This is a genomic window from Streptomyces sp. NBC_01306, assembly GCF_026340465.1.
Classification (GTDB): Bacteria; Actinomycetota; Actinomycetes; order Streptomycetales; family Streptomycetaceae; genus Streptomyces.
This window is the reverse complement of record NZ_JAPEPC010000001.1, coordinates 219572-239959: the sequence shown is the minus strand read 5'-3', so window position 1 is coordinate 239959 and position 20388 is coordinate 219572. Positions and strand designations below refer to the sequence as shown.

Annotated in this window: 20 protein-coding genes and 1 pseudogene; 4 read left to right on the top strand and 17 right to left on the bottom strand. The window is 70.2% G+C overall.

The window, feature by feature from the left end:
- Positions 1–86 precede the first annotated feature (86 nt).
- From OG385_RS01005 to OG385_RS00965, 9 genes are all read right to left on the bottom strand, one after another.
- Complete coding sequence (locus OG385_RS01005) at positions 87–980, bottom strand: serine hydrolase (protein ID WP_266850921.1); 894 nt, start codon at positions 978–980, stop codon at positions 87–89.
- Positions 981–1048: 68 nt separating this feature from the next.
- Entirely contained in the window at positions 1049–2323 is a 1275-nt protein-coding gene (locus OG385_RS01000; protein ID WP_266850919.1) for an MFS transporter, read from the bottom strand.
- 140 nt (positions 2324–2463) lie between these two features.
- Positions 2464–4119: a CdaR family transcriptional regulator gene (locus tag OG385_RS00995; protein WP_266850917.1), complete on the bottom strand. Its 1656-nt coding sequence runs from the start codon at positions 4117–4119 to the stop codon at positions 2464–2466.
- A 76-nt stretch (positions 4120–4195) separates the two neighbouring features.
- The gene (menC, locus tag OG385_RS00990) at positions 4196–5302 is read right to left on the bottom strand and encodes an o-succinylbenzoate synthase (protein ID WP_266850915.1); all 1107 of its coding nucleotides are present in this window, start codon (positions 5300–5302) and stop codon (positions 4196–4198) included.
- The gene (locus OG385_RS00985; protein ID WP_266850914.1) at positions 5299–6195 is read right to left on the bottom strand and encodes a GNAT family N-acetyltransferase; all 897 of its coding nucleotides are present in this window, start codon (positions 6193–6195) and stop codon (positions 5299–5301) included. Before OG385_RS00985 ends, menC begins: the two co-directional genes overlap by 4 nt.
- 85 nt (positions 6196–6280) lie before the next feature.
- Complete coding sequence (locus tag OG385_RS00980) at positions 6281–7393, bottom strand: M20 family metallopeptidase (protein WP_266850912.1); 1113 nt, start codon at positions 7391–7393, stop codon at positions 6281–6283.
- Entirely contained in the window at positions 7390–8865 is a 1476-nt protein-coding gene (locus OG385_RS00975) for an amidohydrolase family protein (protein WP_266850910.1), read from the bottom strand. Before OG385_RS00975 ends, OG385_RS00980 begins: the two co-directional genes overlap by 4 nt.
- 464 nt (positions 8866–9329) lie before the next feature.
- Positions 9330–9455, bottom strand: a complete 126-nt coding sequence (locus OG385_RS00970; protein WP_266850908.1) for a hypothetical protein — start codon at positions 9453–9455, stop codon at positions 9330–9332.
- 56 nt (positions 9456–9511) lie between these two features.
- Entirely contained in the window at positions 9512–9919 is a 408-nt protein-coding gene (locus OG385_RS00965) for an FKBP-type peptidyl-prolyl cis-trans isomerase (RefSeq protein ID WP_116507018.1), read from the bottom strand.
- Between the two features lie 224 nt (positions 9920–10143).
- Between OG385_RS00965 and OG385_RS00960 the strand changes: the two are divergent.
- From OG385_RS00960 to hisC, 4 genes and pseudogenes are all read left to right on the top strand, one after another.
- Positions 10144–10296, top strand: a pseudogene (locus OG385_RS00960) (integrase); the annotation flags it as partial.
- A 53-nt stretch (positions 10297–10349) separates the two neighbouring features.
- On the top strand, positions 10350–10961 hold the full coding sequence (locus tag OG385_RS00955; protein WP_266850906.1) for a bifunctional 2-polyprenyl-6-hydroxyphenol methylase/3-demethylubiquinol 3-O-methyltransferase UbiG: 612 nt from the start codon (positions 10350–10352) through the stop codon (positions 10959–10961).
- A gap of 263 nt (positions 10962–11224) precedes the next feature.
- The gene (locus OG385_RS00950; RefSeq protein ID WP_266850904.1) at positions 11225–11950 is read left to right on the top strand and encodes an IclR family transcriptional regulator; all 726 of its coding nucleotides are present in this window, start codon (positions 11225–11227) and stop codon (positions 11948–11950) included.
- On the top strand, positions 11947–12984 hold the full coding sequence (gene hisC / locus OG385_RS00945) for a histidinol-phosphate transaminase (protein WP_266850902.1): 1038 nt from the start codon (positions 11947–11949) through the stop codon (positions 12982–12984). The genes OG385_RS00950 and hisC overlap by 4 nt, the downstream gene beginning before the upstream one ends.
- Before the next feature lie 43 nt (positions 12985–13027).
- Here hisC and OG385_RS00940 read toward each other — a convergent pair whose 3' ends face one another.
- The 8 genes from OG385_RS00940 to OG385_RS00905 form a co-directional block, all read right to left on the bottom strand.
- A complete protein-coding gene (locus OG385_RS00940) occupies positions 13028–13813 on the bottom strand; it encodes an aspartate/glutamate racemase family protein (protein WP_266850900.1) in 786 nt (261 codons plus the stop codon).
- A 95-nt stretch (positions 13814–13908) separates the two neighbouring features.
- Positions 13909–14385 (bottom strand): MarR family winged helix-turn-helix transcriptional regulator, encoded by a 477-nt coding sequence (locus OG385_RS00935; protein ID WP_266850898.1) that lies wholly within the window; start codon positions 14383–14385, stop codon positions 13909–13911.
- Positions 14378–15265, bottom strand: coding sequence for an alpha/beta fold hydrolase (locus OG385_RS00930; RefSeq protein ID WP_266850896.1), 888 nt, complete (start codon positions 15263–15265; stop codon positions 14378–14380). Before OG385_RS00930 ends, OG385_RS00935 begins: the two co-directional genes overlap by 8 nt.
- A gap of 13 nt (positions 15266–15278) precedes the next feature.
- The gene (locus OG385_RS00925; RefSeq protein WP_266850894.1) at positions 15279–15935 is read right to left on the bottom strand and encodes an isochorismatase family protein; all 657 of its coding nucleotides are present in this window, start codon (positions 15933–15935) and stop codon (positions 15279–15281) included.
- 21 nt (positions 15936–15956) lie between these two features.
- Positions 15957–16616 carry an SRPBCC family protein gene (locus tag OG385_RS00920; protein WP_266850892.1) on the bottom strand — a complete coding sequence of 220 codons (660 nt, stop codon included), beginning with the start codon at positions 16614–16616 and terminating at the stop codon, positions 15957–15959.
- The gene (locus tag OG385_RS00915; protein WP_266850890.1) at positions 16613–17122 is read right to left on the bottom strand and encodes a (2Fe-2S)-binding protein; all 510 of its coding nucleotides are present in this window, start codon (positions 17120–17122) and stop codon (positions 16613–16615) included. Before OG385_RS00915 ends, OG385_RS00920 begins: the two co-directional genes overlap by 4 nt.
- Positions 17119–19509 carry a xanthine dehydrogenase family protein molybdopterin-binding subunit gene (locus OG385_RS00910; RefSeq protein ID WP_266850889.1) on the bottom strand — a complete coding sequence of 797 codons (2391 nt, stop codon included), beginning with the start codon at positions 19507–19509 and terminating at the stop codon, positions 17119–17121. The genes OG385_RS00915 and OG385_RS00910 overlap by 4 nt, the downstream gene beginning before the upstream one ends.
- Positions 19506–20372, bottom strand: a complete 867-nt coding sequence (locus tag OG385_RS00905; RefSeq protein ID WP_266850887.1) for a xanthine dehydrogenase family protein subunit M — start codon at positions 20370–20372, stop codon at positions 19506–19508. Before OG385_RS00905 ends, OG385_RS00910 begins: the two co-directional genes overlap by 4 nt.
- Positions 20373–20388: the final 16 nt, after the last annotated feature.

Genomic DNA, 20388 nt, shown 5'->3' with positions numbered 1-20388 from the left:
GTGCGCTCATGGCCGATTCGTGAGAAACGACGAGAATTGCCGAAACCTTCATCGCGACCGACGAAACGCCCGGCCGCCGCTATGGGTTACCGCCTGAGCCAGTCCACCGCCCGGGCGGCGGCGAAACCGATGAAGGCGTCACGCTCGGGAACTCTCGAACGGGCGTCGACGGCCCTGGTGAAGACGCCGACCGCGTACCGGCCACCGTCCGGGTACTCCACCACGCCGATCTCGTTGCGCAGCGAGGGCAGCGTGCCGGTCTTGCCGCTGATCCTGACGTCGTCGTCCGCGAAGCCGGAGCGCAGCCGGTGCGGCCACACCTGCAGTTCCAGCCAGCGCCGGACGTCGGCGCACGCCGTCGCGGGTGCCGCTTCGTCACGCCAGATCAGGCCCAGCAGGCGGGTGCTCTCCGCGGCGGTGGTCCGGCAGGTCTCTTCGGGTGTCAACGCGCGCAGCTTGGCCAGTTGTTCGGCCGGCATCGCGGCCAGGATCCGTTCGTCGTCCTGGTAGTCGATCCCGAGGTCCTCGCCGATCGTGCGCAACAGGTCCCCACAGTCGTGGGGGACGGCCGTGTGCGGGAGGTCGAGCCGGCGCAGCGTCCCGGCGACCGCGGCCTTTCCCACCTTCCCGAGGATCAGGTCCGTGGCGACGTTGTCGCTGATGCCGATCATCAGGACGGCGAGGTCGTACCAGGACATCGTGACGTCGTGGCGGAACGTCGCGAGGCCGTACGGACTGGCGGTCGGATGTCCCGGTGGCACCGTGATCCGCTCGGCGAGGTCGAGTTCACCGTCGGCCGCCTGCCGGGCAAGTTCCACTGCTACGGGAACCTTGAACACGGACGCGGTGACCACCGGCTCGTCGGCGTCGATGCCCACGTGTCGCGGGCTGTCCAGATCGGCCGCGTGCAGCCATACCTGGACGCCGGCTTCCGCCGCCCGCCCGGTGATTGTCTCGACCAGTTCCGATTCGGTGACCATGGGGTCCCTTCTCTCTGGCGGGGTGGATTTCTGTCCGGACGGGATCTGTTTCCCGGTACACCGGTCGACTACTTGGTGCCGGCAGACTCCTTGGTTCCGGCCGGCGGGAAGCTGAACTGTTCGGCTCGCTGCGGGACCCAGAACGCGATCACCGCGGTGAGCAGCGTGGTGCAGATCAGGAATCCGAACGCGGCGGTGTAGGAGAACGCGTCCGCCAGCCAGCCCATCGCCAGCGGCGCGATCACGCCGGCGACCTGGCCGCCGAAGTTCGTCATTCCGGAGCCGAGGCCGGCCACCGCCGTGGGAAGCACCCGCAGCGGAAGGCCGAAGACGCACATCGTCGCCATCCCGAACACTCCGACGGCCAAGGTCTCGTAGAGAGTGAACGTCGCCGCGCTGCCCGCCGACACCATCAGAACGAGCAGGACCGCGGTCACCGTCGCGATGGACACCAGGTACCACCTGGCCTTGTCATGGAAGTACCGGTCGAACAGCCAGCCGCCGAAGATGGTCGTCGCGAAGCCCACCAGACTCGGGATCGCCGACAGCACCCCGGTCTCGTTCAGCGACAGGTGTCTGGCCTCTAGCAGATAGCTGGGCACCCAGGTGACCAGGCCGTAGCTGAGCATGTTCATCGCGCAGAACAGCACCGCGAACTTCCACACCGCCGGGGACCTGAGTACTTGTGCGCGCGAGACTGCGGGCGTCGTCGCCGTCGTCTGCGGAAGCCGGCTCAGCCGGTCCGGCAGTGCCTTGGGCAGAAGCGCCCACAACCCGATGCCGATGGCCGCGCCGCAACCCGCCATCCAGAGGAAGGTGTGCCGCCAGCCGATGCCCGTCAGCAGCGGGGCGACGAGCAGGGGCGCGAGGCCGGCGATCCCGCTGGCGGACAGCATCACGCTCGTGGCGGTCCCCCGTCTCGCCGGTGTCGTCCGTTCCGCTATGGCTTTGAACGACGCTGCCGGGAAAGCGCCCTGACAGGCACCGAACAGACCGCGGAACAGCAGGAGCAGACCGAATGTGCCGGCCATCCCGGTCAGCGCGGTGAACAGCGACCACAGCACGAGCGTGATCAGCATGGGTCCGCGGGAGCCGTACCGATCGGCCAGGAAACCGGCGGGTATCTGGCAGATCATGTAGACCAGCGCGAAGACGGTGACGAGCGAGCCCTGTGCCGTCCTGCCGAGTTGGAACTCCTCTCCGATCGACGGCAGAGCCATGCTGATCGAGAAACGGTCGATGTAGTCGACCGACCAGGCGCACAGCATGACCACCATCGTGATCGTTGCCGTACGGTTGACCCGCTTCGGCGTCCAGGTGTCCTCGGTGATCACCGCCGTCATGGCTACCTCCGTACCGTAGCGTCGGGGTTGATGGCCCATCCTGGACATCAGGTGACGCAGCGGGTTCGTGGAGTTCCACAAACCTTCAGGTGGTGTTCGGGCGGTGCGGACGAACGTCGTCCTGGTGCGGCCTCCGGCTTCTACTCGTGGTGGCGAGCAGGGTGGAGCCGGAGTTGCAGCATCGCCGCGAACCGCTCGCCGGGGTCGTCCAGATTGATCTCACCGACCTCCGCGACCCGTCGCAGCCGGTACCGGAAGGTGTTGGGGTGCACGTACGCCGCGGCGGAAGCGGCGGCGACGTCGCCGAAGGCGTCCAGCCAGCACGAGAGCGTGTGGACGAGCTGCGACTGGTGCCGGGCGTCGTAGTCGAGCAGGCGGGCGACGGGCCCGGTCGCCACGTCCCCGCGCGCGGCGGCCAGATCGGCGAGGTCCAGCATGAGTGCGTCGACGTGGACCTCCTCCGCCGTGGCCACGCGCCGGGCGCCCCCGTTGGCGAGCAGCACCCGCAGCGCGCGGTCCGCGCCGTCACGCGAGCGGCTGAGCACGGAGCCGTCGGGAGCGGGCGGCCCGATGCCGATCGCCGCGTCCACGCGCTGCCCGGTGCGCTCAAGGAAGGTCGACGCGACGCGGACCGACCGCTCCCGGCAGTCCGTCTGGCTCCCCGGCATCGGCACGATGCCGTAGGCCACGTCGCCCACCAGCGCCACGGCCGAGCGCGCCTGGACCGCGCTCAGATGCATGGCCAGCGCATCGGCGACGCGCTGGCGGTCCGCGACCCGGCGCAGACCGTCCTCCGTCGACGGATCGGCTTCCGATCCGCCGAACAGCCCCAGGGCGAGCACGATCGCGGGCTGTCCCACGAGCCCGAGCCGCGCAATCGCCTCCGGTGCCCCGGTGCCGCCTTCCAGCGCGGTGCTCACCAGATCGGCGCGCAGCCTGCGTTCGACATCGGCGCCCGCGCGCAGGCGCAACATGTGGAGCGCGACGAGCTTTCCGGCGTCGATCAGCGCCTGCGTCCGCTCCTTGGACAGGGGCCCGGGCACCGCGGCCCAGATCGAGCCGAGGATCTCGTCGCCGGCCCGCACAGCGAGCGCCACCCGGGGAACGGTCATCGACTCGTCGTGGAGCGGATCGACGTACACGGGCGCATGGCCGCGATGAAGTCGCTCGAAGACGCCGTTGCGCGCCAGGCCCAGGGTGAACCGTTCCGGCACCTGGCGCCCCAGGATCGTCTCCACGCGGGACTGGTCCGCCTCGTCCTGGCGGCCGGAGAAGGCGAGCACGCGTGAGCTGCGGTCCTCGATGGTGACCGGCGCGTCCAGGAGCGCGGCCACGGCGTTGGCCAGCGCGAACAGGTCGCCCGACGGCATGCCGCCCAGCGTCTGCGGTGAGATGTCGCCGATGTCTCCCTCGACGAGCAGGGTGCGGAGCATGGCGGCGACCTGCGCCCAGGAGGCTCCCCGGGTGAGTCCGAGCAGGGCGACGCCGGACTCGTCGGCGGCCCGCCGGATCTCCACGGTCGCGGTGAACGGTGACCGGACGACGAGCGCTGCCGCGCCCTTGCTGCCGAGGTCGTACAGGAGGCGGACCACGTCGTCCGGTTCGTGGACGCCCACACCCAGGACGACTGCCCGCGCCGGGAACTGCGCCTCGTCGAGCGGGTCGTGGATGACTACGCCGCTCAGTTGCCGGCGCGTGCTCCCGCCGCCGGCGATCGACTCCAGCAGCACGTCCCCGAGGTCGTCGAGGACGCGCGCCAGGCTTGTGTGTGGCTTGCCAGACGTCGGTGTCAGCACCGCCCAAAGGTAACTCCGGGCGCACCGGAACCCGGTGGTCCGATCCGACCGGATTTCACGGCGAATTCGTCGCGTGCTACGAACCGAGCCACACCTTCGAGGTCGTGACCTCCGCCAGCAGGTCGGGAATCGGCGTGACACCGAGGCCCGGCCCCTGGGGCACCGGCAGGTGTCCGTCCTTCAAGACGAACGGTTCGGTGATGTCGGTCCGGTAGAACCGGTCCGACGCCGAGGTGTCTCCGGGCAGGGTGAACCCGGGCAGCGAGGCGAGCGCGACGTTGGCCGCCCGGCCGAGCCCGGTCTCGATCATGCCACCGCACCACACGGGGATCCCATGGGCGGCGCAGACATCGTGCACCCGCCGCGCCTCAAGGTACCCGCCGACCCGGCCGGGCTTGATGTTCACGATGCGGCAGGCGCCGAGCGTGATCGCGTCGGCAGCGGAGCGGGCGGACACGATCGACTCGTCGAGGCAGACCGGCGTGCGGATGCGACGGGACAGCTCGGCGTGGCCCAGGAGGTCCTCCTCGTCCAGGGGCTGCTCGATGAGGAGGAGCTCGAAGGGATCCAGACGGGCGAGCTGGGACACGTCGGACAGGGTGTACGCCGTGTTGGCGTCGACCTGCAGCAGCACGTCGTCGCCGAAACGCTCCCTCACCGCTCGCACCGGCTCGACGTCCCAACCGGGTTCGATCTTCAGCTTGATCCGCACATAGCCGGCGTCGAGATAGCCGCCCACCACATCAAGGAGCTGGGGGACGGAGTCCATGATGCCGACCGAGACCCCGCACGGAACGGAGTCCCGTGCGGACCCGAGCGCGGCGGCGAAGGACAGGTCGTGTGCTCGCAGTTCGGCGTCGAGCACGGCCATTTCGAGCGCGGCCTTCGCCATCCGGTGACCCTTGAACCTGGCCAGAAGGGGCGCGACCCGGCTCGCGGTGCCCTCGCCCGCCTCCAGCAGGGCCGGGACCAGGAAGTTCCGCAGCACGTGTTCGGCACCGTCGACGTATTCCGAGGAGTAGAGCGGCCCTCCCATGGTGACGCACTCGCCCCAGCCCTCGCCGTTCGGCGTCACGACGCGTACGAGCAGCAGTTCCCGTACGTCCTGCGTACCGAATGACGTCCGGAACGGTGCCACCAACGGCATCTGCACACGCAGAAGTTCCACACCACTGGGCTTCATGACGGCTTCTCCCTTGAGACCACGTACCATCCGGCACGATCGAATCCGACGACCCTGGCTTCCTCCGCCATCAGGCCTCCCAACACCTCCCGCAGCGCGACGCGCCACGCCTGGCCCCGGCCCGGGTCCGTGCGCCGGAGTGTCTCGATGTCCGGCGGCACACCGACCAGGACGACCGGCCCGTCGGCCACTGCGGTCAGCGGGCCCCCGTCAGGTGCGACGGACAGGGCGGCTTCCGCACCGTGCTCCCGCAGCGCGGCGGCATCGACCCGGGCGGGCTCACCGAGCGAGGCGGCGGAGGCCACCGGGCCTGACAGGTCCCAACGGACCATCAGCCGGTCGGTGTCACCGGCGCCGTTGATGCCGTCCCGCATCGGCCCGTAGAAGTCGGGCAGGTAGCGCGCCGGACCGGCGCCGAGCTTGGCCAGGTTGAAGTGCGCGTTCCGCCGGACCAGGGGATCGAACGTCCAGGTGATCAGCGAGACGTGCTGGCGCAACGCCCAGGCGCGCTGGTGCAGTTTGAGGGCGAACCCGATCCCCCGGCCGAGGCCTCGCGGCGCGACCCCGGCGATGTGACTGTGCAGGCTCGCCTTGGCCGGGCTACCGAAGAAGCCGAGGCAGGCTCCCAGGAGCTCGTCCCCTTCATACGCCCCCGCGACATAGTTCCCCGCCGCGGCCATCGCCCGCAGCAGCTCGGTCGTCACCGGTTGGGCACCGGCGCCCGGCTGCCAGATCGAGGCGAAGAGCCGGCAGACCTCGGTCAGGTCGGACACCTCGGTCAGATCCCGGATTTCCACACGTGAGGCGGCGGCCGCAGCGGTCGCGGCGGCCAGCGCGGCTGCACTCACAGCCGGGGAAACCAGAGCTGACTCATGTGTCGCAAGATCGGTCACGGGACTGTCCTTTCCGGGCTTGCCTGGCGGGCCACGGTGGTGCCGCGCCAGGGTTGTCCGCCGCGTTCGGCGTGGCGCACGGAGCTCATTTCGCCGACACAGCGTCGATCAGGGCGGTCAACAGGGCAGTGCGCCGCGGCAGTTCGGCGACGACGACATGTTCGTCGTCGGCGTGTGCACCGCCGCCCACGGCACCGAGGCCGTCGAGGGTGGGGACCCCAAGGCCTGCGGTGAAGTTCCCGTCCGAGGCACCGCCGACAGCGGCGGCGGTGAGATTTCCCAGACCGAGTTCGGCAGCGAGCGTCGCGGCGAGGTCGAACAGCCCCGAGGACGCGTCCGCCTGCAGCGGCGGGCGGTTGATGCCACCCGAGATCCGGATCCGCGAGCCGTCGAGTACGGGCCTCAGGTCCCGCACGGCCTGATCGACCCGCCGCTGTTCCGCTTCGTCCCACACACGTACGTCGACCGCCACGCCGGCACGCGCGGGAACGGTGTTGGTCGTGGTACCGGCGGACAGGGCCGTCGGCACGACGGTCGTACCCCGTTCGGCGTCGGCGAGTGCGGCGACGGCGAGGATCTGGTGCGCCACCTCCACTCCGGCGTTCACACCCTTCTCCGGTTCGAGCCCGGCGTGCGCGGCCCGGCCGTCCACGTCGATCCGGTACAGGGAGACGCCCTTGCGGCGGCACTTGAGCGCTCCGCCGTCGGCCGACGCCTCCAGCACGAAGACCGCTTCGCAGCCGCGAGCCTCATCCTCGATCAGGCGCCGCGACGACGGGGAGCCGATCTCCTCGTCGCCGGTGACGAGGACCGAAAGACCCGAGCGGTTCCCGGCGGCCGCGGCGGCGTGCAGCGCCATCACGACGCCCGCCTTCATGTCGAAGCAGCCCGGCCCGCGCAGCACTCCGTCCAGGACGGAGTACGGGTGCGTCTCCAGCGATCCGGCGGGCCACACGGTGTCGTGGTGCCCGAGCAGCAGCACACGCGGCGCCTCGCCGAAGCGCCACCTCAGATGCGTACACCCGTCGATCACCACGCGGTCCGGTTCCGCGTCCAGCAGCCTGCGCCCCAGCGCCGCCACGACGTCTGCGCTGCGGGCGACGGCTTCGTGATCGGAGGACGGCGACTCGCACCGCACCAGGGTCTCGATGTCGGCGAGGAGCGCCTCCACCGTCACTTCGGAACGCGTCGCCTTCATCGCGGCTCACCTCGCAGCGGCTGTCCGGCGAGCGCGTCGACTTGAAGCTCCCCCGCACTGACCACCGGCACACCACCGACGAACAGGTGCCGCACGCCCACGGACGGCCGCGTGGAGTCGAAGTAGGTGGCGCAATCGGTGATCGTCACCGGGTCGAGGACGACGATGTCGGCGTCCGCGCCGACGCCGAGGTGTCCCTTCCCCCGCGCGCCCGGCGCCACGTCGTCGAGGACGCGCGCCGGCAGGTGGGCACAGCGCCGGAACGCCTCCGGCCAGTCCCAGGCGCCGCTCTCCCGCACCATCACGCGCAGCGTCTTGGTGAACGTTCCCGCGGTGCGTGGGTGCGTCGTTCCCCCGGGCGGCAGCGGCCACTCGGTGCTGTCGTTGCTGCCATCGGGCCAGTAGACCGGCATCGCGTCACTGGCGACGATCGCGTCCGGGAAGGCCAGCGCCTGGTGCAGCATCGCGAGATCGCACGAGTTGCCCTCGTCGAGGAACTCCAGAATGCAGGGCGCCCCGGGGTCAGTGTTGCGCAACTGCCGCAGGCGCCCCTCGTCGGCGATGCGTTCGCCCGATTCGAGCATCACGACGCTCGACGGGGACAGGCCCTTCATCCGCAGGCGTTCGGCGTCGAGGAAGGCCGCGCCGATCGCGGTGCTGCCCGCCCCGTAGGGGTAGGCCTCGACCGTCACCCGGGATCCCGACCGCCGTGAGCCGTCCAACGCGCCGAGTACCCGGTCGATGTGGTGGCCCGACGTGCTGTTGACGTGGCAGTGGTGCATCGCGGCGCCGGTCTCGGCCGCGGCGATGACGATCTCCTCGGAGCCGTCCGCCGGAGTGCCGGGATCCACTTCGACCAGCTCACGGACGTGGGTGTACGTCGGCACACCGGCCTTCGCGGCGAGCCGGGCGACGGCGAGGAACTCGGCCGGATCACTGTGCGGCGCGTACCCGAGGAGGACTCCGATACCGAGCGCTCCTGCGGCCAGTTCACCCTCGATCAGGGCCAGCCATTCGGCGAGTTCACGATCGGTGGAGGAGCGCTGCCATGCGGGGTTTCCCAGCACCGCGAGGCCGCTCCCGATCTGTGCGTCGGGCTGAATACCGGCGAGCACCTGGGCCCGGGCGCCGCCCCACGAGGCGGAAAAGCCGTAGTGCAGCGGGCGTCCGTCCGCGGCGGCCTCGGCGTACGCACGCCCGATGGGCATGAGGCCCGACTCCAGGTCGAGGGCCGTCGTCACACCGTCCATGGCCTGCAGCCGCTGCCCCGCGACGGAGTGCACGTGGCTGTGCAGGTCGAGGAACCCCGGACCGACGACCAACCCCGTGACGTCGACGACCTCGCATCCCGGTGGCACGTCGAGCCCCGCGGCCACAGCTCTGACCACGCCGTCGGACACGAGTAGGTCGGCGATGCCGTCGAACCCTGTTCCCGGATCAATGACACGGCCGCCACGCAAAAGTGTCTGCACGCTTTCGTCTCCTCGTCGAGGACGCACTGGAGCACCTGCTGGTCTCCAGTGCGACCCTAGGAGGGGGATCAGGCACCGCTGTTGGTCCATGCCGACGAATCCGTGGCCGCCTGTTCATACGCGCCGACGAACCCGGCCCGGAGCACCGCGAATGCCCCGGGGCGCACGTAAACGGCCACTGCCGTCCTGCCGCCGCTTCCGTGGGGTGGCGGCGGAGCAGCGCACGCGTGGGCAGACCGGTGGCAGCCAGGCCGAGGAAGACCGTGCCGGCCACCAAGGCGACCGCCGCGCCGGCGGAGATTTGAGGTGCGGCACCGGTGAGGCCGCGGGCGAGGGGAATGAGCGTGGTCCAGGCGATGCCGGCGCCGAGCCGGAGACCAGTGGCGGCCACCAGGAGTGCTTCCCAGCGCATCGTGCTCGGCTCCTGCAGTCCGGTACGGGGTGGGGAAAACCCCGGTCCGAGCTCAGACGGAGGCGGTCGCGACCGCGAGGCCGAAGCCGATCAGCACGACGCCTGTGGTCCGCCCCAGAGCGCGGCGGAACCGTTCGGACGCTGCGGAGGCGGAAGCAGGAGCGGCAGTGAGGAGCATGGGAGCGGCAACCCCGGGGTACGACGCAGCACGTCGTGGGGGAGGAGCGGCCAAGGTCACCAGGCGCTGCTCCACCCGGTTGTGCTGGAATACGAGTCCAGCAGGTCCACCACGAAGACCAGGGTCGAGCCCGGCGGGATCAACGGCGAGGGCGACTGATTGCCGTAGCCGAGACGCGGGGGAACGATGATCTCGCGCCGACCGCCGACCTTCATCCCCCTCACCCCCCGGTCCCAGCCCTTGATGACCTTGCCACTGCCCAGGGCGAACTTGAACGGCTGGCCCCGGTCCCAGGAGGCATCGAACTCCTTCCCGGACTCGAAGGTCACCCCGACATAGTGGACCCTGACCACCATGCCCGGCTTCACCTCAGCCCCGTCCCCGACGACCAGGTCCCGGATGGTCAGCTCGGTAGGAGCGTCACCCTCCGGAACGTCGACCTCGGGCTTCGTCAGTTCACTCATTGCCGCCTCATCACTCTCCGTCGGAAGCCGTCGCACGGATCAGCCGGGCACGTGGACACTCCATGCAGCAGATGGTCACGCTACCGAGAATGCCGGTCCCCGGAGCACACCAGATCCAGCGGCCACACGTGGTGATCTTTTGCACTGCCGATGAACGCGACCGGCACGCACAGGTCACGCAGTAATCGCCAGAACGAGACGTGGTGCAGACGGCTGTCGGCACATTGACCCGAGAGAACAGCACCTGGGGCCACCGCCGGATACAGGGCGAACCCGCCCGCCTCGGCTACCCGATCGCCCCGTCCACAGTCTGGGAGATCCTCCACGCAGCCGGCATCGACCCCGCCACGCAACGCTCCGGCCCGACCTGGCAGCAGCGCGAGGAGGAGGGAAGGCACCGGGAGCTGGAGGGCGGCCTATAGTCGATCTCATGAGTCGTTGGCAGGAACTGACCGGTGGCACATCCGGGCACGAGTACGCCGCGCGCTTCGCCGCGCTGGTCCGCAACGGCAAGGATGTGCATGGTGAGGCGCGCTTCTGTGCGGCCCTGGTGCCCGCCGGGGCGCGGGTGCTTGACGCCGGGTGCGGTACCGGACGGGTCGCGATCCGGTTGGCGGAGCTGGGGTACGACTGCGTCGGGATTGACCTCGACGACTCGATGCTGGACGTGGCGCGGACTCACGCGCCGGAGCTGCCGTGGTTCCGGGCCGATCTCGCCGAGTTCGATCCGGCCCTGCTCGGCATCGCGGCGGACTTCGACCTGGTCCTCGCTGCCGGCAATGTCTTCCCACTGCTGGCCGCCGGTACTGAGGCCGCGGTGGTCAAGCGCCTGGCCGGGGCTTTGCGTCCGGGCGGGCTGCTGGTCGCGGGCTTCGGCCTGGACGCCGCCCACCTGCCCGTGCCGCCCGGCATCACGCTGCCGGAGTACGACGCGAGTTGCACTGCGGCGGGCCTCACCCTCGTCGACCGCTTTGCCACCTGGGACGCCGACGCCTACGACGGCGGTGGCTACGCCGTCAGTATGCATCGCACCAGCCCCTGACCCGGCCGCTCAGGTCCATGACCACCGGGGTGAGCGCCAGGCCCAGTTGCCATGGGTGCGCCCGCGCTGGGCACCCGTCGCCCGGTCGAGCCGCCGGCTGTCCGTCGCGGCAGTCCCCCTGTCACGGCGCTGATGCGTCCCTGTGCCTGCGGCTCGCTCTGGCGAGCCCGCGCTTCTGTATGCATTGACGCCGATACGGCTGTCGCCCTAAGGTCCTGTTATTCATATAACCGATTTGCATTCGTATATACGAACGGAGTCCTGTGGCGAGTACATCGGTCACCCGGGCCCTGCGGATTCTGACCCTGGTCGCGCATGCGGACAAACCGGTCACGCTGAAGCAGATCGCCGAAGAGCTTGAGATCCCCAAGAGCACGGCGCACGGCATCCTGCGCGATCTCACACAGGAGCGGTTCATCGACGTATGCGAGCCCGTGGGATACACCGTCGGCCTGAAGGCGTTCGAGGTCGGAGCCGCGCATCTGCGCATCGCCGGGGTCAGTGGGGTGATCTCGTCCGAACTGGTCGAACTGAGCCGCGCGTTGGACATCACGGCGCACTACGCGGTCCTGGACGGTACCGAGGCCGTGTACCTCTGCAAACAGGACCCGGTCAACGCGGGGATACAACTGGCCAGTTCGTTGGGCGCGCGCCTGCCCTCCCACCTGACCGCGGTCGGCAAGTGCTGTCTTGCCTGGCTCCGTCCTGAAGACGTGGCGGAGCACGTGCACAGCACGGGGGCCGAGGACCCGGGCTGCCTGCGAGAAGAGCTGCTACGGGTCAGGGAACACGGTCACGCCACCGACGACGGACAGGTCGCCTCCGGTGTGCAGTGCATCGCTGCTCCGGTCTTCGACCCGGCGGGTCCCAGGGGCGCTGTCGGAATCAGTTATCTCAAGGGAGGCTTCCCCGAAGTGGACACGGCAACAGAGGCCGTACGGAAATCCGCGGCTCGCCTGACCGCCAAACTGGGCGGAGTGCAGCGGTGATCCGCGCGAGGCCCTGGCTGGACGGGATCACCCCCTACCGGCCCGGCCGTCAGGCACTGACCGCAGCAGGATCGATGGCCTCCAACGAGTCGCCTCTCGGGGCCAGCCCCAGGGTGGCAGCGGCGGTGGCCGAAGCGGTGACCGGAGCCCATCAGTATCCGGACCCGCTGGCGACGGATCTCCGGCAGCGGCTGGCCGAGTTGCACGAGGTCAGCGTTGAGCACATTCTCGTCGGCAATGGATCCGACGAGTTGATATTCCTGTTGGCCTGGGCCTACCTGGCTCACGGCGGGCAGGCCGTGTGCGCCGATCCGGCCTACCGCGTGGACGAGATCAGCAGCCAGGTGGTCGACGCGCGTCTCACCAGGATCCCGCTGCGGAACTGGACCCACGACCTGCCGGCCATGGCCGACGTGGCGGCCGACATCGCCTATGTGGTCAACCCGCACAATCCCACCGGGACGACGCTGGGACTGCAGGCGATCGAATCGTTCGTCGCACGCGCGCAGAGCCGCCTCGTCGTGGTCGACGAGGCGTATATCGACTTCACCGACGACCCGGCCGCCACGAGTGCCATCCCGCTCGCCCGTCAGGGCAAGGCAGCCGTACTGCGTACCTTCTCCAAGGTGCACGGTCTCGCCGGCCTGCGCGTCGGCTATCTCGTGGCGGACCCGGCGATCATCGACACACTGCGAACCGTCCGCGCCCCGTTCTCCGTCGGTGGCCTGGCCCAGGCCGCGGCCTGCGCGGCCCTCGACGACCACTCGCATTACCAGGCCGTACGACGGCACACGATGCAGCACCGTGCCGCACTGGCCGACCTGTTCACATCCGCCGGCTACGACGTCGTACCCTCACAGGCCAATTTCGTCCTCGTCAGGGCCAGGGACGAGGACCACCTCGTCGCCCGACTCGCTGAGCACGGCGTCTCGGTACGGCCGGGCAGCGCCCTCGGCGCCCCCGGCACCGTCCGGATCAGCGTGCCCTCACTCCCCGGCATGGCCCTGGTCGAGCGAGCTCTCGCCATGCCCTGACGGCTGGGGACCACAGGGATGACCCCGTCGCCCGTACTGGAGGTCAGTCAACCGCGCTCATCCGGGACACGGTCGGCACGGCCTGCCCGCTGAGGAGGCGTCCCGCGCCCGGCACCGTCGGAGTCAGGCCGAGTTCGGTCAGCAGGCGGAACGTCGTAGCCGTCGCCGCGGACAGCACCGGGATGCCGCACTCGTCCTCGACTGCCTGGATCGCGTCCAGGGACGGCATCTGCACGCAGGCCGACAGGACCAACGCGTCCGCGTTGCTCAGGTCGAGGCGCTTGTAGTGGTCGCGGAGGTCCGCGGGGTCGAGGCGGGCGACGGCGAGGTTGTCGGGGACCTCCAGGCTGAGGGAATCGACCACGTCGATACCGGCGGACTCGATGTACTGCGTGACGAGCGAGGTCAGCGGCTTCATGTACGGGGTGACGACGGCGACCCGCCGGGCGCCCAGCGCGGCGATCCCGTCCAGGAGTGCGCCGGCACTGGAGACGACGGGAGCCTTGGCGCCCTGCTCCCGGAGTACGGAAGTGATCTGGTCCTCCGCCGTGCAGTGGTAGCCCGGGCCCTGCGCCATGATCGCGACCAGGCAGGCGGTGGCCACCACGTCCGGCTGGGCGTCGGCCAGTTCGAGAGCGGCGCGTTCCGTCTGCGCGTTCATGCTGCGCAGTTCCTCGGGCGTGACCTGGCGCATACGCATGCGGCTGCTGTGGAAGACGAAGCGGTCGCCCTGCCCGGCTTCCTCGCGGGCCCGCAGCATGCGCGGGACCTCGGTCTCCATCGTCAGGTTCGAGCTGGGCACGATCATCCCGATGTGGTGCGTGGGCATGTACTTCCTCCATCAAAAGTCCGGACACGTACGAATTTGGCTGTGGTGAGCCCCGAATACCCGGCAGAGGCGGGGCAGCGGGGCGGTTGAGGGAGTCAGGAGCTGCGGGCCAGCTGCTCCCAGTGGTCGGCGAGGCGTGTCAGCTCCCGGACGATCTCCGCGCGCCGTTCGGGGGCGTAGGGCTGCAGCAGCTGCTCGTCCAGCTCACGCGCCCGCGTGTTCGCCGTCTCGACCACCTCTCGCCCCTCGTCCGTCAGGTGCAGCAGCTTGCGCCGTGCGTCGGCGGGCGAGGGGGTGCGGGCGAGCAGCCCTCGGTTTTCGAGGCGCCGTGCAATGTCTGCCATGGTGGACGTGTCGAGGGCGGCGAGCGCGGCCAGGGAGCTCTGGTCGAGCCCCGGGTTGGCCTCGGCGATCTGCAACACCGCGAACTGCGGGCCCGTGAGTGTCGCGTCGACGCTGCGCACCCAGACCGCCAGATACGCCTGGTAGAGGCGCCGGGACTGGAATCCGGGCGCTTCGACGAGTCGACGTGGAGCAGCGGGGGCGTCAGTGGCCGCCGTGGAGTCAGTCATAGGCCAACTTTCCCACGGACGCGCGCTCTTCAGCGGGGTGGGGAGCCGCTAGGGCATCACGGAGCAGTGTGAGGGAGGTGTCCGGGTTGTCCCAGAAGACCATGTGTCCGGCGTCCGGCACGCGGATCAGGCGGGCGGCGGGAAGCGCACTGGCGGCCTCGGCGGCTCCTTCGGCCGTCACGACCGGGCTGTCAGCTCCGTACATGAGGGTTGTCGGGGTGTTCGCGCCGATCCGCGGCCACCAGTCGAAGAAGTCCTCGCTCTCGAACCCCTCGTGCGTGGCGGTGATCGCCACGTCGCCACAACTGCTCAGCCATCGCGCGCGCAGTTCCTGTTCGCGGCGGGGCCAGGACGGCCAGGAGCGGGCGACCTCGTCGGCGTCCGTGCCGCGCCGGGCCTCTTGCAGCTGGTTCGCGAACGCCGTCAGCGGGGTCGGGTACGGGCCGCGTCCCGGCCCCGACATCGGTGGGTCGACGATTACCGTGCCGCGCAGCGGTACCCGTGCGCGTACGGCCACGACCGTGGCGATGCGGGCACCCATCGAGTGCCCCAGCAGCAAGGGGTGATCGAGGCCGAGCTGTTCGATGACGGCCTCGGCGTCGGCCGCGTAATCGTCCAGCGCATAGCTGTCACCGTCGTCGGACAGGCCCCGGCCGCGTACGTCCAGGACGACCGGGCGTACGGGACCGGTCAGGGCGCGGGCCACGAAGTCCATGGTCACGGCGGGGGAGGTGATTCCGGGCAGGATCAGCACCGGAACGCCGTCGCCGCCGTAGTCCAGGGCGTGCAGGCGCAGGCCGCCGTGGTGGGCCCAGCGGCTGCGGGCGGGGATGTCGGCGAGGTCGGCGAGTGCCGGCTGGGTGAGCGAGCGCTGGTTCATGGTGCGGGAGTCCTCACTGTGCGGTGGGGAGTTCGGCGAGGTAGCCGAGGGCGTCGGCCTGGTCGATGACGTCGCCGTACTTGGCCTGGATGTCGAAGAGGGCAGCGTCGTGCGGTCCCTGGGCGCGGTCGCCGACGGCGTCGCTCGGCACCAGCACCTGGAACCCGGACTGGACGGCGTCGACGGCGGTGGCGCGCACGCAGCCGCTGGTCGTGGCCCCGCACACCACGGCCGTGTCCCGGCCGAGGGCCGTGAGCTGCGCGGCGAGCGAGGTGCCGAAGAACGCGGATGCCCCCTTCTTCACCACGAGCACGTCCCCGTCCCGGTACGGCAGCCGGGGGTCGAGCGCGACCGCGTCGCTGCCTTCGCGCAGGGCGCGCATACCGGTCGCCTTGTCCAGCCAGGCGACGGAGCGGCCGTCGGCCTCGGCGGGCGTATAGCTGATCGCCGTGAAGATCACGGGCACACCGGCTTCGCGTGCTGCCTCGATGAGCTGGGTCGTGGCGGCGACGGTCGCGGTGAGGTCGCTGCCGGTCGGGAAGTCCGCTTCGGTGAAGCCGCGGGTGAGATCGACGACGACCAGGGCGGGGCGGGTGCCGCGGGGCACGGGGCTGCCGAAGCCGGCCCGTTCGTAGACGGAGTCGGTCCGTCGGCCGTAGCGCGCGGTCATGGGGTCCTCACCTCGGGGGTGTCAGCGGCGGGAGAAGGCACGGGTGATCAGCCAGCCTTGGAACATCCCGGCGGCGAAGGCCGCCACGACGGGTGCGTAGCGGGTGGCCGTGGGGCCGACGAGGAGCGCCAGTCCGTCGAGTTCGGGCGCTGTGGCAGCTGTGGGCGCCGGGCTTCCGGTAGCGCCGGTGGTGGTGCTGCCCGTGGTGCTGCCCGTGGCGATGGCCGGGCTGCCGCCGGACAGCTGCCCCACCAGGTTCTGGGCGAACTGCCGCAGCAGGCGGTCGGAGACCGTCACGATGGCACCCTTGCCGAACTGGGCGATCTTGCCGCGGATGACCAGGTCGGTCGAGATCCGCAACAGCGACCCCGAGCCGTCGGGAGCCTCCGCCACCTCCAGGTCGACCGCGGCCTCGGCGTCGCCGCTGCCGTGGACGTCGGCGCCGCTGGCCTGCAGCCGCAGGCGACGTGCCTCCGGGTCGGATTCGAGGAACCGCACCGTCCCCGCGTAACCGGCCGTGATCGGTCCGACCTTGACCTTGACCGTGCCGCGCCAGGCCTCGCCGTCGAGTCCTTCGAGAGCCGCGCCCGGCATACAGGCGGCCACCCGCTCCACCTCGTTGAGGAGCTTGAACACGGCATCGGGTGCTGCCTGCACCGCGATCTCGTTGGTGAGGATCACTGGACGTTTCCTTTCTGGTGCCCGCGCCGGGCTGCGGCGCAGTGCTCGACCGCGTCGACGATGGTCTGGTAGCCGGTGCAGCGGCACAGGTTGGAGGAAACGGCCTCGCGGATCTCCTTACGGTCCGCGTCCGGGTTCTCCGCGAGGAAGCCCTCGGCGAGCATGAGGAAGCCGGGGGTGCAGAAGCCGCACTGGAGTCCGTGCCGATCTGCGAACGCCTGTTGGAGATCGCTGAGCCGGCCGTCGTCGGAGAGCGACTCGACGGTGCGGACCTGCTTTCCCTCCGCCTGCACGGCGAACATGAGGCAGGAGCGGGCCGGACGTCCGTCGACGAGTACGGTGCATGCCCCGCAGATGCCGTGTTCGCAGGCCAGGTGGGTGCCCGTGAGCCCGAGGTCGTGGCGGAGGGTGTCGGCGAGGGTGCGGCGCGAGTCCAGGACGACCTCACGCGCCGTGCCGTTCACGGTGAGGCTGACCAGCTGGTGGTCCGTGGAGTTGCTGCTCATGCTTGTGCGGACTCCTTGTGCTTGTAGGCCGCTTGTTCCAGGGAGAGCTGGATCTGCTCCGGACGGATGGGGGTGTTCTCCAGCTCCACGCCGGTGGGGCGCAGGGCGTCGTTGACGGCGTTGAGCACGGCGGCGGGGGCACCGATGGTGCCGCCCTCGCCGGCGCCCTTCGCGCCCGTCTCGGTGATCAGGGAGGGAGTCTCCAGGTGGTGGATGGTGATGTCCGGGATCTCGGCCGCGGTGGGCATCTTGTACTCCATGAATCCGGTGCACTCGGGGTCGCCCTGGGCGTCGTAGGTGACCTGTTCGTACAGCGCCCCGGCGATCCCCTGGGCGATGCCGCCGCGGCACTGGCCCTCCACGACCGTGGGGTTGATGGCGACGCCGCAGTCCTCCACACAGACGTACCGCAGGATCTCGACCTGGCCGGTGCCCTCGTGCAGCTCCACGACGACGCCGTGAGTGGCGTTGGAGAAGGTGCCGTCGCTCAGGGTGTCGAACGACGCGGTGGCCGTCAGGCCAGGTTCCGTTCCGGCGGGCAGCAGGTCCGCCCGCAGGTAGGCGACCTCGGCCAACTCGACGTGCGTCAGGCCGCGTTCGGGGTCGTCCCGTAGCCGCACCCGGCCCTTGTCGAGAACGGTGTCCTCGTACGGGACATCCAGCAGGGCTGCCGCGAGGGCGCGCAGCCGCTCGCCCAGCTTTCCCGCGGCGCGGCGTACCGCGCTGCCGCCGATGGCGATGGAACGGCTGGCGAAGGTCCCCCAGCCGTAAGCGATCCGTTCGGTGTCGCCCTGGTGCAGCTTGACCTTGTGCAGCTCCAGGCCCAGCTCGTCGGCGGCGATCTGGGCCATCGTCGTCTCATGGCTCTGCCCGTGGCTGATGGTGCCGGTCGTGACGGTGAGCGCGCCGGTGGTGTCCATCCGTACCTCGGCGAGGTCGAAGCCCGGCACCACCTTCATCCTGCGTTGCGCGAAGGCGGCGGTGCCGTACCCGGTGCGCTCGCTGAAGCAGGAGTATCCGATACCCAAGTGGCGTCCCTGTTCCGCCGCTTCGGCCTGGCGCGCGTACCAGCCCTCGTCCCGCAGCGACTTCTCGCACAGGTCGAGCGACTCCAGGTACGAGCCGGGGTCGTACGTGATGTTGTTGACGCCGGTGTACGGGAATTCGGTGATGACGTTACGGCGGCGGATCTCGACCGGATCCATGCCGAGTTCACGGGCGGCACGCTCGAAGACCCGCTCGACGGCCATCACGTACTGGGGGCGGCTGACACCTCGATAGGGGGCCGTCGGTGCCTTGTTGGTGGTGATCGCCCGGCCTCGCACCCGGTAGGCGGGGATGCGGTAGACGCCGGGCATCTCGGACGAGGCCATCAGCGGCTCGATGCCCACGGTGAACGGGTAGCAGGAGTAGGCACCCATGTCGCAGACCACATCGGCGTCCAGGGCCAGGATGTGCCCGTCGGAGTCGAACGCGGCGCGCAGGCTGTAGTGCTGCTCGCGGGCCAGGAAGGACGCGGTCAGCGCGTCCTTGCGGTCCTCGATCCACTTCACCGCCCGCCCCAGGCGCATGGCTGCCGCGCCGACAGCGATCTCCTCGCGGCCCACCACGCACTTGATGCCGAAGCCGCCACCCATGTCGGGCACCACCACCCGTACGGCTCGCTCGTCCAGGCCCATGCAGTTCGCCATCACGGTCCGCACCTGGTGGGGGATCTGCGTGCACGTGTGCACCACCAACTGCTCCTCGCGCGCGTCCCATTGGGCCAGAGCGCCACGGGTCTCCAACGGCAGGGCGTTCTGCCGCCCGGTCCGCGACTCGACGCGTACGGTGCACGGGGCGTCGGCGAAGATCTGGTCGATGCCCTCCGTCGCGAAGAGGGACACGTCCAGCAGTGTGTTGCCCGGGGCCTCTTCGTGGACGAGCGGTGCGCCAGGAGCCAGTGCCGTGTCCTCGTTCAGGATCGGCGCGAACACGTCGTAGACAGCCTTGGCGGCCTCGATGCCGTCCTCCGCCGCGTACGGGTCCTCGGCGATCACGATCGCGATGGGTTCACCGACGAAGCGCACCCGGTCGCGGGCGAGTACCGGCATCTCGGTGGGCACGTACTCCTCGGGGGGACGGTGCAGACCGGCGGTGATCGCGCTCAGGTCCAGGTCACCAGCGGTGAACGCGGCCACCACACCGGGCACTTCGCGCACCGCGGACAGGTCGAGGGAGGTGAGCCGGCCCGACGCGACACTCGACCGGACGAACTGGGCGTGGAGCATGCGCGGCAGCTGGATGTCGTCGACGAACCGGCCACGCCCGGTCAGCAGCCGTGGATCCTCGCGGCGCGGGACGGCGGTACCGACCAGGGTGGAAGGGGCCGTATCGGTGCGGTTCATCGGGACATCGCCTCCTCGCAGGCCTGTATGACCAACCGGCGGGTGAGGATCCGCCGGTACTGTGCGCTGCCGTTGCCGTCACCCGGCGGGTCGATCGCAGCGGCCGCGGCCTCGGCGCAGGCCGCGAACAGCACGTCGTCGGGCCCGCCCCGGGCGAGTGCCTCCTCCGCTTCCGGCACCCGTACCGGCGCGGGGGCGACGCCGCCGAGCGCCACCCGCCCGCCGCGCACGGCGCCGTTCTCCACATCCAGATCGACGGCGGCCACCACGATGCCGAAGTCCCCCTGGCGCTCGGCGAATTCGGTGAGCGCCGCATGAGGTGCCGGATGCGGGAACACCAGCTCGGTGATGAGCTCGTCGGGTTCGAGCGCGGTGCTGAAGAAGCCGTAGAAGAAGTCGCCGGCGATGATGGTGCGGGTGCCCCGGGGGCCTCGGGCCACGATCCGCGCGTCGAGCAGGACGGCGAGCAGGCACCACTCGGCGGTGCTGTCCCCGTGGGCGATGCTGCCGCCGACGGTGCCGCGGGTACGGATCGGCAGGTGACCGACCCATCGCATGGCGTCCCTCAGCACGGCGAAACCGGCCCCCATCTGCGCTTCGTCCGCCGTTTCGACCGCGTGGTGGGTGGTGAGGGCGCCGATGCGCAGCCCGTCGGGGCCGTGCCGGAACCCGGTCAGGCCCTCGCTCGCGGGGAGGCTGCCGATGTCCACCAGGTGCCGGGGCCGCGCGAGCCGGTAGTTCATCATGGCGATGAGGCTCTGGCCGCCCGCCAGCAGCTTGGCTTCGTCACCCAGCTCGGCGAGCAGCCGGGCGGCGTCCTCGGTCGATCGCGCGCGGTGGTAGGTAAAGGGGGCGGGTTTCATGGCCCTCCTCTCATCG